Genomic DNA, 14,608 nt, shown 5'->3' on the forward strand with positions numbered 1-14,608 from the left:
TTAATCCGAAAGTAAGAAAGACAGATAAACAGAATAATAGAATTGATAACTTATAATTCAGAAAGGTGAATATCATATTTAAAAAAGATACTTGGCAGGAGATTTATTATTCATTGAGGAATAATAAGCTTCGAACATTTCTTACCATGATTGGGGTAGGATGGGGAATGTTTTTGTATGTAAGCCTTCTTGGAGCAGCAAAAGGAATGGAGAATGGTTTTGATAAACTGTTTTCCGGGTTTGCTACCAATTCGATCTTCCTGTGGGCACAGAAAACGTCTATTCCGTATGAAGGGTTTCCTAAAGGTAGAGAAGTGCATTTGCAATTATCTGATATGGAAATGCTGAAAAGAAAAGTAACCGCCATAGATTATATATCTCCACAAAATGCAAGAGGCAGTTTTACAGGAACACCCGGCGAAGCTATGTCAAGAAATGGAAAAAACGGAACATATTCTCTTACGGGAGACTACGCTGTTGGAAATAAAATTTCAGAAAAGAAACTTATTTTCGGACGATATATCAATGACGCAGATGTTTCAGGAAATAAAAATGTAGTGGTTATTGGAGAAGAAATTTACAAGAACTTCTTTGATTCCAAGAAAAAAGAAAACCCTATTGGAAGATCTATTAATATCAAAGGTATTTTCTTTAATGTAATAGGTGTTTTCAGAGTGAAAAAAGGAGGTGGTTTTGAAAATGATCAGACTGCATTTATTCCATTGTCTACCTACACTAAAATGTACAATGCAGGTGAGCAGATTGATCTGTTTGCGATTGTAAGCAAACCTAATGCTAATGTGGGTTCAGTAGAACAGGATGTAAAAGAGGTATTAAAATCTAAAAATAAAATTTCTCCTGAAGATACCAATGCTTTCGGTAGTTTCAACTTAGGAAAAGAATTTAAGAAATTAACGGGGTTCCTTACAGGGATGCAACTGTTAACCATTATTGTGGGAACACTGACAATTCTTGCGGGGGTCATTGCCATTTCAAATATCTTATTGATTACAGTAAAAGAAAGAACAAAAGAAATAGGGATCAGAAGAGCATTGGGAGCAAAACCCTCTGAAGTAAGAAATCAGATTTTATTGGAAAGTGTAGTGATTACCCTTTCTTCAGGATTGCTGGGCTTTATGTTTGGAATTTTTGTATTGATGATTTTAAATGCAGTAACGCAAGGTCAGGATGCATTTCCTTTCTATAATCCGACAGTAAATTATGGGAATGTATTCGCTGCAATGGGAGTTATGGTTGTCCTGGGATTGGTAATCGGGATGATCCCTGCACAAAGAGCGGTGAAGATAAGACCAATTGAAGCATTAAGAACAGAGTAACTAATTTAAAAAAGAAATAATTTGAAAGTTTGAAAACAGAGATCATCCAATCTTTTTAATTTTTTAAATCTTTCCATCTTAAAATAAAAAATAAACTATACATATGAAAAAGAAATTCACTTGGAAAAAAGCCGTTTATATAGTGTTAGGGCTTTTATTTGCAGTGGCATTGTTCTCAGGGATTGGCTATCTTATAAAATCAAACTCTCAGGAGGGCGAGGCTTTCCTCACGCGTAAACCTACTGTTCAGAATATGGACGATAAGGTAATGGCTACAGGAAAAATTGTTCCAAAGGAAGAAATTGAAATCAAACCCAATATTACCGGGATTATCGATAAAATTCTGGTGAAAGAAGGAGATAAAGTGGAGATAGGACAGTTGATCGCTACCGTGAGAATTGTTCCGAGTATTTCAGAAGTGAATGCTGCACAGCAGGAAGTTCAGAATGCGCAGCTTCAGATCAATAATGCTCAATTAAATGTGGGAAATATGCAGAAGCAATATGATATGCAGGATAGGCTTTTTAAGCAAGGGGTGGTTTCTAAACAAGATTACCTTAATTCCCAGCAGCAATTGTTTTCTCAGCAGCAAACTCTTAAAAATGCACAACAACAGCTGAATACTGCTCAGAAAAGATTGCAGATTGCAAAAACCGGAGCTACTCCTGAACTTCAGGGGCAAGGGTTAGCAACAACACAGATTCGTTCCAAAGCTTCAGGAACCGTTCTTGAAGTTCCTGTAAAACTGGGAAGCCAGGTGATTGAAGCGAATAACTTCAATGCTGGTACAACGATTTGTTCAGTAGCAGACTTAAATTCTCTGATTTTTAAAGGAGAAATTGACGAAGCCCAGGCTGGAAAACTGAGCCAGGGAATGGATATGAATATTGTAATCGGTGCGTTACAGAATAAAACTTTCCCGGGAAAACTTACGATGATTGCTCCTAAGGGAAAAGATAACGCCGGAACCATCAAGTTTCCGGTTGAAGGAAACGTAGAAAATCCTAATAACGAATATATCAGAGCTGGATTCTCTGCTAATGGGGAGATTGTATTGAGTTCTCAGAAAAATGCCCTTTTACTGGATGAATCTTTAGTTCAGTATGAAAAGAAGCAAGGAAAAGATGTTCCCTTTGTAGAAGTGAAACAAAAAGACGGGAAATTTAAAAAGGTATACTTGAAATTAGGTGCCAGCGACGGGATTAATGTTCAGGTTCTTCCAGGATCAAATATTACGAAAGATTCCGAAGTGAAAGTATGGAATCCTTCAGATAAAGACAAGGACGAGTTAAAGGAAAAAGCAAATAAAAAATAATAAACTAAAACTATAAGTTTTTAAAACTGCAGAATCCCGGAGATATTTCTCCGGGATTTTTTTGTTATCATGTGATTATTAATATGAAATGTAATAGAAAAATGGTCTGAAATGTCTTAATTTTAATCTTAAACTATAAGTCATGAAGAAAAGCTATTGGGTTCTTTTTCTTTTTATCATTCTCAAGTTTGTCCTTCAGTATTCTTTGATTGCTCCTGAGTATGAATTGCAACGTGATGAATACCTGTATATTGATCAGGGAAGTCATCTCGCCTGGGGATATTTGTCGGTACCGCCGGTAAGCTCATGGTTGGGATGGCTCATTCAGATTTTGGGAGGTACTGTATTTTGGGTGAAATTTTTTCCAGCCTTATTTGGAGCGCTCACCATTGTTGTTGTATGGAAAATTATTGAAGAATTAAACGGGAATTTGTTTGCCAAAGTTCTTGCGTCTATGGGGCTTTTATTTTCAATACTTCTTCGATTAAATATGTTTTTCCAGCCCAATTCTCTCGAGGTATTATTGTGGACTTTATTTTTTTATTTTCTGATAAAATATGTCATTACAGAAAAAATAAAATGGCTTTATTGGGGAGGGATCACTTTTGGAATCGGGATTTTAAATAAATATAATATTGCTTTTCTTGCTTTGGGTTTCATTCCGGCACTTTTGATAAGCCACCAAAGAAGAATATTTGCAAACCCACATTTATATTTTGCCGGACTTTTGACGCTTATTATTGCTCTTCCCAATATTCTCTGGCAATATGAACATCATTTTCCTGTTGTACACCATATGAAAGAACTTTCTGAAAGGCAGCTGGTCAATGTCAATAGATTTGATTTCCTAAGATCTCAGGCATTGTTTTTTATCGGAGTTATTTTTGTTATCCTTGCAGGTTTATATGCTGTATTGATGGATCGTTCTTTTAAAAAGTTTAGATTCTTCTTTTGGGGATATGTTTTTACAATAGCTTTATTTATGTATTTCAGGGCGAAGGACTATTACGCTATGGGGCTTTATCCTGTTTATATTGCTTTTGGTGCAGCTTATTTGGGTGTCATTCTGGAAAATGGCTGGAAAAGATTGTTAAGACCCGTCTCCATTTTACTTCCTGTTATTTTATTTGTGCCTTTATATAGTCTTGCATTTCCAAACAAAAGCCCGGAATTTATTGCAAGTCATCAAAATTTATATAAAAAATACGGGCTACTTCGTTGGGAAGATGGCAAGGATCATCCTATTCATCAGGATTTTGCAGATATGTTGGGTTGGAAAGAATTAGCTCAGAAAGTGGATCGAGAGTATGCTGAATTATCAAAGTCCGGAAATACTTTAGTGCTATGTGATAATTATGGACAAGCGGGAGCAATAAATTTTTATTCAAAACTTGGTATAAAAGCAGTTTCATTTAATGCAGATTATATTGATTGGTTTGATTTAACTAAGAAATATGGTAATGTGATCAGGGTTAAAGATTTTTCTGAATCAGAAAATGAACTCAGGGAAACGAGCCGGTATTTTGAAAATAGTGTCATTGTAGGCTCCGTTACCAATCCTTTTGCAAGAGAAAATGGGGCTACTATCTTTGGATTTAAAGGAGCGAAAACAGATATCAATAAAAGAATAACAGATGAAATGAAAGAAGTTAAATCATATCTTAACAGATAATTAACTTTTTTTGGCAGAAGGTAAACAAAAAGAATTTTTAAATTAGTTACATTGTTAAAGAATTTATATGAAGTTCCTCTCTAAAATAGTATTGTTTTCCTTATTCTTATTTTTTTTAAACTGTAATACTAAAAAAGCATCACACCTGCCCAAGATCGTTTATAAAACAGATGAACTTTCTGTTATTCAGCTATCTGATCATGTTTATCAGCATATTTCTTATTTGAATACAGATTCTTTTGGGAGAGTACCCTGTAATGGTATGATTGTTAAACAAGATGGTGAAGTTGTGATTTTAGATACTCCTGCGAATGATAAAAGCTCGGAAGAGCTGATTCTGTGGATTAAAAATAATTTGAATTCTAATATTAATGCAGTTGTAGCAACCCACTTTCATAATGATTGCTTAGGAGGCTTAAAAGAGTTTGATAAAAATAAAATTCCTTCCTATGGTAGCGTTAGAACCATAGATCTGGCAAAGAAAAACAATGAAAATATTCCTCAGCATAGCTTTGATAACGATCTGACATTAAAGGTGGGGCGAACGAATGTTTTTGTCAAATATTTCGGGGAAGGGCATACTAAAGATAATGTTGTCGCCTATTTTCCTGACGAAAGAATCCTTTTTGGAGGGTGTTTGATTAAAGAAAATGGGGCAACAAAAGGATATCTTGGAGATGCTAACATACAAGCCTGGTCCGGAACAGTGACAAAAATAAAAAAACAATATCCTGATGTCTGGATTGTAATACCGGGACATGGGGATGCTGGAGGAATGAAGTTGTTAGATTATACAATTAATCTTTTCAAAAACAATTAAGAATTGTAAATAAAAAACTGTTTTATCTAAAAACAATTTTTTATGCTAAAATAATTAATGCAATTAAGTTGCGTTAATTATTTTTACCTTAACTTTGTAGTGATAAAAAGATCATTATCAACTAAGGATTAATTACTATGGAAAATAAAAAATTTGATGTTATTATAGTTGGAGGAAGCTATGCAGGATTATCAGCAGGTATGGCTTTAGGAAGATCATTAAGAAATGTTCTCATTATTGATAACGGAAAGTCGTGTAACAGACAGACTCCGCACTCACACAATTTTATTACTCATGACGGGAGATCCCCCGGGGAAATTGCTGATATGGCAAGAAAACAAGTGGCAAAATATGATACGGTAGAATTCTATGAGAGTACCATTGTAAAAACAAAGAAAATATCTGATGGTTTTGTGGTAGAAACATCAGCTCGTGAAAAATTATATGCCAAAAAACTGATTGTTGCATCGGGAGTAAAAGATATAATGCCGGATATCCCTGGTTTCGCAGAATGTTGGGGCATTTCTGTACTGCATTGTCCTTATTGCCATGGGTACGAAGTGAAAAATGAAACCACAGGAATTCTGGCTGACGGAGATCTGGCTTTTGATTTTTCAAAACTGGTTTTTAATATGACAAAAGATTTGACATTATTGACAAATGGTAAATCTGTTTTGACCCCTGAGCAAATTGAGAAATTAAATCAGAATAAGATTAATCTGAACGAAAATGAAATCGATCGTATTGAACATGAAAATGGCTATATAAGAAAAGTTTTATTTAAGAATGGAGATTCTGTTCCGTTAAAAGCTTTATATGCTAAAATTCCTTTTGAGCAAAATATCAATGTCTCGGAAGATCTGGGATGTGAAATGACAGAACAGGGCTTTATTAAAGTTGATTTTATGCAGAAAACAAATATTCCCGGAATTTTTGCCTGTGGAGATAGCGTAACCATGATGAGATCGGTTGCAAATGCTGTTGCACAAGGGAATTTTGCAGGGGCAGTTGCCAATAAAGAGCTTTCAGACGAAGCATTCTAGATCATTATTTATAAGAGGTTATCACCTGCATTACCAATAGGTTTACTTTTCTTTTTTTCATTCTTTAGCTTTCAAAAATCATTTTTTTGATGCTGAAATCTCGATGAAAAATCCGTACATTTGGACTGGAAAATTTCAAAAACTAAAAGTAAAATGGATATTATTTTCGACCTGATTGAAAAAGAAAGACAAAGACAGTCCCATGGATTAGAGCTTATTGCATCAGAAAACTTTGTTTCTGATAATGTGATGAAAGCAATGGGGAGTGTATTGACAAATAAATATGCTGAAGGGTATCCCGGAAAGAGATATTACGGAGGATGTGAAGTAGTAGATGAGGTTGAAACTTTAGCCATCAACAGAGCGAAAGAGCTTTTCGGTGTAGATTATGTGAATGTGCAGCCACATTCCGGTTCTCAGGCGAATGCTGCTATTTATCTTGCCGTTTTAAAACCAGGAGACAAAATTATGGGAATGGATCTTTCAATGGGAGGACACCTTACTCACGGTTCTGCTGTAAATTTCTCAGGAATTCAGTATGAAGTGGTTTCTTATGGAGTAGAAAGAGAAACAGGTCTTATCGATTACAATCAGATGAGAGAAGTAGCCTTAAGAGAAAGACCCAAAATGATGATCGCAGGATTCTCAGCCTATTCAAGAGACCTTGATTATGCCAAATACAGAGAGATTGCTGATGAGATCGGAGCAACACTATGGGCTGATATTGCACACCCTGCAGGTTTAGTCGCTAAAGGATTATTAAATTCTCCATTCGAACATTGTCATGTGGTAACTACTACAACTCATAAGACACTAAGAGGTCCAAGAGGGGGAATGATTATGATGGGCAAAGATTTCGAAAATACATACGGTCATAAGACTCCAAAAGGAGAAATTAAAATGATGAGCCAGGTATTGGACGGGGCTGTATTCCCGGGAATTCAGGGTGGACCACTGGAGCATGTGATTGCTGGTAAAGCAATAGCGTTCGGAGAAGCTCTGGATGTACAGTTTGAAACGTATGCTAAACAAGTGAGAGCTAATGCTCAGGCATTATCAAAAGCAATGATCAACAGAGGGTTTGATATTGTAAGTGGAGGAACTGATAATCATCTGATGTTGGTAGATCTTAGAAATAAGGGAGTAAACGGTAAAGAAACTGAAAAAGCATTAGTACTTGCTGACATTACTTGTAATAAAAATATGGTCCCTTTTGATGATAAATCACCGTTCACCACATCCGGTATCAGATTAGGAACTGCTGCCATTACAACAAGAGGTCTTAAAGAAAATGATATGGATACGATCGCAGGATTAATCTCTGAAGTCGTAGATAATATCAAAAATGAAGAAGTTCTTGTTTCAGTAAGAAAGAAAGTAAATGAATTAATGGAAGGTAAGGCTTTATTTAATTACTAATAAAGAAGTACCATAATTATATAAAGAATGGGCGATAGCCCATTCTTTTTTTATACACATGGAAAAAAAATCTTTTACCTTTGATGAAATTAAGCAGAAACTGATCAACTACTGTGTTTATCAGGATCGGTGTCATGCAGAAGTAGAACAGAAAATGAGAGAATTTTTGCTTATAGATGAAGCAAAAGAAGAAATTTTTCTATTTCTTTTGAAAGAGAATTACCTCAATGAAGAACGTTTTACCCGAAGTTATATCAGAGGGAAATTTTATATCAAGCATTGGGGTAGAAATAAAATTAAAATGCATCTGAAGCAGAAGCAAATTTCTGAAAGACTGATGAATACATGCTTTGATGAAATCTACGAAGATGATTATATGAAAACAATCTCAAGAATCTACGAAGACTACTCTTCAAAACAAAAAGGAATGCAGGAATATCAAAGAAAGTCAAAGACTATAAAATATCTCATGAGCAGAGGTTTTGAATATGAGAAAATAATTGATATTTTTGCTGAAAATTAATAGCAACACACAAAAGAACTTGAAAGAAAATAAGATCTGGCTATCGCCTCCGCATATGGGAGGAAACGAATTGAAATATATACAGAATGCCTTTGATACAAACTGGGTTTCTCAGTATGGATCAAACATAGATGAATTTGAAAAAATATTGGGAAATTCTCTTGGTGATAATTCATTCGTAACAGCTCTCTCTTCTGGTACGGCGGCAATACACCTTGCATTGAGGTTGTTGGGTGTTGGAGAAGATGATTTTGTGATTTGCCAATCATTTACCTTTGTTGCTTCTGCAAATCCTATTCTTTACCAAAAAGCAATACCTGTTTTTGTTGACAGTGAAACTTCTACCTGGAATCTGTGTCCGAATGCAGTAGAAGACGCTATTAAATATTGTCTTAAACAAGGTAAAAAACCTAAGGCTATCATTACCGTTTCTTTATACGGAATGCCATTTATGGTAGATGAAATCCTTGAATTATCCAGAAGATATGATATTCCTGTTATTGAAGATAGTGCTGAAGCTTTAGGAAGTAAATATAAAAATAAGCCTTGTGGAACTTTTGGAGACCTTTCAGTCATCAGTTTTAATGGAAATAAAATTATTACAACTTCAGGTGGAGGTATTCTGATATCACGAAATCAGGAGAGTAAAGACAAGGCGCTTTATTTTGCTACACAGGCAAAAGAGAACAAAGACTATTACAGCCACTCTGAAGTAGGATACAATTACAGAATGAGTAATATTTCTGCAGGGATAGGAAGAGGGCAATTAGAGGTTTTAGAAAACAGAATTCTGAAAAGAAGGGAAAATCATGTTTTTTATAAAGAGATTTTTAAAAATATTGATGAAATAAATCTGTTTGAAGAACCCGGAAAAGATTTTTTTTCTAATTTTTGGTTGAATACAATCACCATTGAAGGAAATAATGCGGAAATTACAAGAGAAAATTTAAAAAGAAAATTTTCGAAGAATAATATAGAAACCAGATATTTATGGAAGCCTATGCACTTGCAACCTCTTTATAAACAATATAAATTCTTTGGAAGTAATGTTTGTGGTATACTTTTTGAGAACGGTTTATGTTTACCGTCAGGTACAAATTTGACAGGTAATGACAAGGATAGGATAATGAATATACTGATGAATTTTAGAAGTTAAATTTATTTTTTTAAATCTAAAGCATAGATGATATTTTATTTTAATTTTGCAGGAAATGCTTTATAGTATTTTGAATTAATAACCGAGACTGTACCGTAATAATAACATATGAACACAAATAAAGACAATGTATAATTCTTTCAGGAAAAAAATATTTGGAGGAGATAATGTTGTCAATCTCTCAGATGTAAGATATCTTCCCAGATGGATAATATTAATTATAGATATTATTATTCTGGTGATATCACTATTTCTCTCAACTTATATTATAGAAAAAATCACGCAAAGAGAGTTTATTTACCATGAAGATAAAAGTGTTGTTTTCGCTTTTATCATTGTAGTAAATACAGTCTTTATGTATTTCTTTAAAACATATGCGGGTATCATTAGGCATTCGACATTTATAGATCTGTTCAAATTATTCGTGTCATGTTTTTGTACGCTACTTGCCGTTGGAACAATAAACATATTCTATTTCTGGACTATTGGAAGTAAATTTATACTCACCCCTTATCTGGTCTTGTACTTTGTTATTTCTTTTATGGGATTATTTCTTTTCAGATTGTATGTAAAGGAATTCTTTCATGTGGTAAGAGAATATAGGAGAAGTGCTTTGAAAAAAAGAATTCTGGTGTTGGGCATTGATGAACAGTCTATTGCAATTGCCCGTGCTATTTTAGATAATCCAAGTTTACCTTATCAGGTAGTTGGCTTTTTGACGCAAAGAACAGATTCTAAAAGAGCCTCTCTACTAGGAAAACCTATCTACGAAAAACAACGAATTGAAGAAAATACAAAAGAGGACCTGATCATTGACGGCGTGTTGGTCGTTAAGGAAATGATGGCCAGAGATGAAATGAATTCGTGGGTAAACTTGTTCCTTGAAAAAGATTTAAATGTTTTCAAAGCACCATCTGTACAAAAGCTTAGAGATAGTGATTTAGGCGGATCCATCAAGAATCTTCAAATAGAAGATTTATTGAATAGAAAACCGATCAAGATTGAGAATGAGAAGATTAAAAGCAGACATTTTGAAAGGACCGTTCTGGTAACTGGTGGGGCTGGTTCTATAGGAAGCGAAATAGTAAGACAGGTGGCTTTAGTTAACCCTTCTTTAATTGTTATTTTAGATCAGGCTGAAACTCCGCTATATGAGATTGAGCTTGAGATGAGAGAAAAATATCCTCATATTGCTTTTAAATTTGTTTTAGGTGACGTTTCCAATCAACATAGAATGGAATCCTTATTTCAACACTATAACTTCTCTATGGTGTATCATGCTGCAGCCTATAAACATGTTCCTTTGGTAGAAGAAAACCCTCATGAAGCTATTTTTGTAAATATTTTAGGGTCTAAAATTATTGCAAGATTGTCCAGTAAATATAAGGTTAACCGCTTTGTAATGGTATCTACTGATAAAGCTGTTAATCCAACGAATGTAATGGGGGCCTCTAAACGTGCAGCCGAACTTTTCGTGCAATCTCTTCAAAATCTGGAAGGAAATACTACTAAATTCATTACAACAAGATTTGGAAATGTATTAGGGTCTAATGGCTCTGTTATACCTCATTTTAAAAAGCAAATTGAAGCAGGCGGTCCGGTAACAATTACTCACCCGGATATTGTAAGATATTTCATGACCATTCCTGAAGCCTGTGAGCTGGTTCTTCAGGCAGGAACAATGGGTGAGGGAGGTGAAATCTTTGTTTTTGATATGGGCGAACCTGTTAAAATCTTAGATTTAGCAAAAAGAATGATAAAGCTTTCAGGATTTGAACCCAATATTGATATAAAGATAATTTATACAGGGCTAAGGCCAGGAGAAAAACTTTATGAGGAGCTCCTAAGTGACAACGCAAAAACACTTCCTACTCATAATGACAAGATTATGGTCTCTAAGGATCCAACTATGGGGTTTGAAGAAATTGACTTACTGACAAGACAAATAACCAAAGCATCCTTAAGAAGAGATAAAGTGGAAGTAGTTAAAATCTTAAAAACAATTGTGCCGGAGTTTAGGAGCAATAATTCTATCTATGAGGCACTCGACAAATAGAAAAAATATAAATGTATATTTGTACAATTTTAAAAATATGAAGGGAAAAATATTAGCAATATCTTTGGCATTAACGCTGGTTTCCTGCAAGGTTAATCAAACCAGGCCGAATGACTTGAACTATATGCAAAATATAGAAAAAGTTGCTATAGAAGCATCAGAGAAAAACTCTAAACCTACTATACAGACAGGTGATCAGCTGATTATTATGATTACGGCAAAAGATATGGATGTTGTAAAGCCATTCAATCAAAACTATTCCTCTTCTGAATTGATTCAGACAAATTCTTTAGCTGGTGGAAATACTCCCAATCAGGGGATGACTACTATTACAGGACCAAGTTACATTGTAGATGCAGAAGGAAATATTGATTTTCCTGTTTTAGGTAAAATCAATACAACTGACAAGACTTTATTAGAGTTTAAAGAAGAGCTTTATAATAAAATGACTAAGTATGTCATTAATCCAACGGTAAGTGTAAGATTGGCTAATTTTAAAGTTACTGTTCTGGGTGAAGTGAATAGACAGGGAGACTATACAATAGTCAACGGTAAAGGAACTATTTTAAATGCTTTAGGTATGGCGGGTGATCTTACTTCATACGGGAAAAGAGAAGATGTATTGGTAATCAGAACAGAGAATGGTGTTGTTTCCCATGGTCGTGTGAATCTTCGTGACGCTAATTTAATCAATTCACCGTATTATAATCTTAAGCAGGGAGATGCGATTATTATTTCTTCTAACAATACGAAAGATGTTCTAGCAAAACAAAATCCAAATACAGGCCTTATCTTAACAGGTGTCTCTATTGCAGTTACAGCGGTAGCGGTAGTTGTAAGTTTATTTAATAAGAAATAAAATATTGATGGATATTCAAAAATCGTCGCAAGTCTCGGAAGTTGAAAATGATAATTCAAATGGTATTGATCTCAATGAAATAATTAAACCATACGTTAGAAAATGGCCGTGGTTTATTGTTAGTGGTCTTATTGCCTTGGTAATAGGATATATTGCTCTCAAGTTTATGGTGCCCGTTTATGAAGTGCAGGCTACTGTATTGGTGAAAGATGCTAAAAATACTGCATCACCTGTTGCTAATGATTTAGGATTTCTACCCGATTTATCTGGTCTCGGAGGCTTGAAAACCAATAGCGTTGCTAATGAGATAGAGATTCTTAAGTCAAAAAAAATGATGAGAGAAGTGGTTGCTAACCAAAATCTCCAGACCAATATTGTCGGAAAAGGTAAGATTTCTACGATGGAGCTGTATAAAGAAACTTCTCCCGTAGAGATTAAAGTAGTTTCAGAGAAACCTGCTGACGCACCAGTTAATACCATTAATCTTACAATTGATGGAACCAAACTTACAATATCATCAGAAAAATTAAAAAAAGATATAATAACCACTTATGGTAAAACCATCGGGTTGCCATTTGGTAATATTATTATTACAAAAAATAATAAATTTAATCCGTCTCTGGTAAAAGGAGTAGATCCTAATAATTTACAGTTACAGATTTCCTCTCTGGAAGCCAAAGTTATTAGTTTACAAAATTCATTAAATGTAAGTTTGTTGTCTAAAGAGGCTACCGTGGTGAGATTAGCTATACAGTATCCTCAAATAGCAAAGGCTGAAGATATTCTAAATAATCTTGTTGTAGCCTATAACAACGATGCTATTCTTGATAAGAATACTGAGTCAAGAAAAACATTGGATTTTATTGAAGATAGAATAAAGAAGTTATCTGGAGAATTAGGTGAGGTTGAAAATCAAAAAGAAAGTTTTAAATCTAAAAATAATCTTACGGATATTGAAACTGAAGCTAAAATCAGTTTGGAAAGTTCTGCAGCAGCAAGAGCAAAACAGCTTGAAATTGATTCCCAACTAGAACTCACAAATGCATTGATCGGATTTGTTTCGAAGCAGGGGCAATATCAGGCATTACCAGCAAATGTAGGATTAAATAACCCGGAGGCTACCGCAGGGGTCTCAATGTACAACCAGTTAATTTTACAAAGAAACAGATTACTTGAATCTGCAACAGCAGAAAACCCTACAGTTGTTGATATTACCAAGCAGATTAATACATTGCGTGGTACTATTACGCAAAGTTTACAAAGAAATAGAACCGGTCTTGAATTGGCAAGAAATGAATATTTGGGAGAACAGAATAAGGTTTCAGGTAAGATATCTAAACTTCCTTCTATTGAAAAAATGTTTAGAAGTATAGAAAGACAGCAACAGATAAAGGAAAATTTATATTTGCTTCTTTTACAGAAAAGAGAAGAAACTGCAATTGCTCAATCGATTACAGCTCCTAAAGCAAGAGTTATTGATACTGCATACGCATCTACCATACCGGTAGCCCCTAAAAGAAACTTCATCTTGCTTGGTGCTCTAGTTGTAGGTCTACTAATCCCATTTGCGATTATTTATCTATTACAATTACTTAATAATAAGATAGTAACTAAGCATGATCTTGATAAGCTAGTTCATGCACCTGTTATTGCAGAATTACCAAGCCTTGAGAAAGGGGATTCAGATATTGTAAGAGTAAATGATATTACTCCTATGGCTGAAGCATTCAGAATTCTTATTACTAATATGAATTTCATGCTTCCTAAAAATAAAGATGGAGGAAAAATTGTTTTTGTAACTTCTACAGTTAAGGGAGAAGGTAAAACGTTTACTTCTGTAAATCTTGCACTTACTTTAGCCAATCCTAAGAAAAAAGCCATTATTATCGGATCTGATATTAGAAACCCTCAGCTACAAAGATATAATCCTGCAAGAAAAGGCTTAGCCGGGTTGACGGAGTATCTTTATTCAGATCAGACTAAACTGGAAGAAATTATCCATGTTTCTTCATTTAACCCTCATCTGGATGTTATTTATTCGGGAATGATACCTCCTAACCCTACAGAATTGCTTTCTAATGGACGTTATGCACTCCTATTAGATGAGCTAAAATCAAAATATGATTATATTATACTGGATACTGCTCCATTGCTTTTGGTTACAGATACATTCCTGATTGCTGATCTCGCTGATGTTACTATTTATGTTTCCAGATCTAAATATACTGAGAAAGCATTAACAGAATTTGCAAATAAAAATATTGATCAAAATAAGATTAAAAACGTCGGATTTGTTTTAAACGATGTCAGTAGAGAAAACCTGGGATATAGTAATAAATACGGTTACGGATATAATAACCAAAAAGAACAAACTTGGTTAGAAAAAATTAAAAATAAATTTAGCTAGT

Annotated in this window: 11 protein-coding genes; all 11 read left to right on the top strand. The window is 34.3% G+C overall.

Translation table 11 applies throughout. The annotated features are described in order from the left end of the window. Nucleotides 1-65 precede the first annotated feature (65 nt). The 11 genes from C1631_RS10345 (at nt 66) to C1631_RS10395 (ending at nt 14,607) form a co-directional block, all read left to right on the top strand. Nucleotides 66-1,337, top strand: coding sequence for an ABC transporter permease (locus C1631_RS10345; RefSeq protein WP_103249133.1), 1,272 nt, complete (start codon nt 66-68; stop codon nt 1,335-1,337). 103 nt (nt 1,338-1,440) lie between these two features. Beyond that, entirely contained in the window at nt 1,441-2,652 is a 1,212-nt protein-coding gene (locus C1631_RS10350; protein ID WP_185144662.1) for an efflux RND transporter periplasmic adaptor subunit, read from the top strand. A 142-nt stretch (nt 2,653-2,794) separates the two neighbouring features. Beyond that, complete coding sequence (locus C1631_RS10355; protein ID WP_109711993.1) at nt 2,795-4,324, top strand: glycosyltransferase family 39 protein; 1,530 nt, start codon at nt 2,795-2,797, stop codon at nt 4,322-4,324. 67 nt (nt 4,325-4,391) lie between these two features. Next, complete coding sequence (blaCIM, locus tag C1631_RS10360; protein ID WP_109711995.1) at nt 4,392-5,144, top strand: CIM family subclass B1 metallo-beta-lactamase; 753 nt, start codon at nt 4,392-4,394, stop codon at nt 5,142-5,144. 137 nt (nt 5,145-5,281) lie between these two features. Next, nucleotides 5,282-6,187: an NAD(P)/FAD-dependent oxidoreductase gene (locus C1631_RS10365; protein ID WP_103247607.1), complete on the top strand. Its 906-nt coding sequence runs from the start codon at nt 5,282-5,284 to the stop codon at nt 6,185-6,187. A gap of 153 nt (nt 6,188-6,340) precedes the next feature. Further along, nucleotides 6,341-7,606: a serine hydroxymethyltransferase gene (gene glyA / locus C1631_RS10370; RefSeq protein ID WP_109711997.1), complete on the top strand. Its 1,266-nt coding sequence runs from the start codon at nt 6,341-6,343 to the stop codon at nt 7,604-7,606. Between the two features lie 52 nt (nt 7,607-7,658). Beyond that, complete coding sequence (locus C1631_RS10375) at nt 7,659-8,129, top strand: regulatory protein RecX (RefSeq protein ID WP_438502071.1); 471 nt, start codon at nt 7,659-7,661, stop codon at nt 8,127-8,129. Nucleotides 8,130-8,184: 55 nt separating this feature from the next. Beyond that, on the top strand, nt 8,185-9,285 hold the full coding sequence (locus C1631_RS10380; RefSeq protein ID WP_438502072.1) for a DegT/DnrJ/EryC1/StrS family aminotransferase: 1,101 nt from the start codon (nt 8,185-8,187) through the stop codon (nt 9,283-9,285). Between the two features lie 127 nt (nt 9,286-9,412). Further along, nucleotides 9,413-11,341, top strand: a complete 1,929-nt coding sequence (locus C1631_RS10385) for a polysaccharide biosynthesis protein (RefSeq protein ID WP_109712001.1) — start codon at nt 9,413-9,415, stop codon at nt 11,339-11,341. A 37-nt stretch (nt 11,342-11,378) separates the two neighbouring features. Next, a complete protein-coding gene (locus tag C1631_RS10390) occupies nt 11,379-12,200 on the top strand; it encodes a polysaccharide biosynthesis/export family protein (RefSeq protein WP_103247608.1) in 822 nt (273 codons plus the stop codon). A gap of 7 nt (nt 12,201-12,207) precedes the next feature. After that, entirely contained in the window at nt 12,208-14,607 is a 2,400-nt protein-coding gene (locus C1631_RS10395) for a GumC family protein (RefSeq protein ID WP_109712003.1), read from the top strand. Nucleotide 14,608 lies beyond the last annotated feature (1 nt).

Origin of the sequence: Chryseobacterium phosphatilyticum, from assembly GCF_002899825.2 — a bacterium.
GTDB lineage: Bacteria > Bacteroidota > Bacteroidia > Flavobacteriales > Weeksellaceae > Chryseobacterium > Chryseobacterium phosphatilyticum.

Bases quoted from the DNA above. Each gene is read 5' to 3' on its own strand.
- C1631_RS10385 (WP_109712001.1), top strand. From the start codon at position 9,413: ATGTATAATTCTTTCAGGAAAAAAATATTTGGAGGAGATAATGTTGTC.
- C1631_RS10380 (WP_438502072.1), top strand. From the start codon at position 8,185: ATGGGAGGAAACGAATTGAAATATATACAGAATGCCTTTGATACAAAC.
- C1631_RS10350 (WP_185144662.1), top strand. From the start codon at position 1,441: ATGAAAAAGAAATTCACTTGGAAAAAAGCCGTTTATATAGTGTTAGGG.
- C1631_RS10390 (WP_103247608.1), top strand. From the start codon at position 11,379: ATGAAGGGAAAAATATTAGCAATATCTTTGGCATTAACGCTGGTTTCC.
- C1631_RS10355 (WP_109711993.1), top strand. From the start codon at position 2,795: ATGAAGAAAAGCTATTGGGTTCTTTTTCTTTTTATCATTCTCAAGTTT.
- C1631_RS10365 (WP_103247607.1), top strand. From the start codon at position 5,282: ATGGAAAATAAAAAATTTGATGTTATTATAGTTGGAGGAAGCTATGCA.
- C1631_RS10395 (WP_109712003.1), top strand. From the start codon at position 12,208: ATGGATATTCAAAAATCGTCGCAAGTCTCGGAAGTTGAAAATGATAAT.
- glyA (WP_109711997.1), top strand. From the start codon at position 6,341: ATGGATATTATTTTCGACCTGATTGAAAAAGAAAGACAAAGACAGTCC.
- blaCIM (WP_109711995.1), top strand. From the start codon at position 4,392: ATGAAGTTCCTCTCTAAAATAGTATTGTTTTCCTTATTCTTATTTTTT.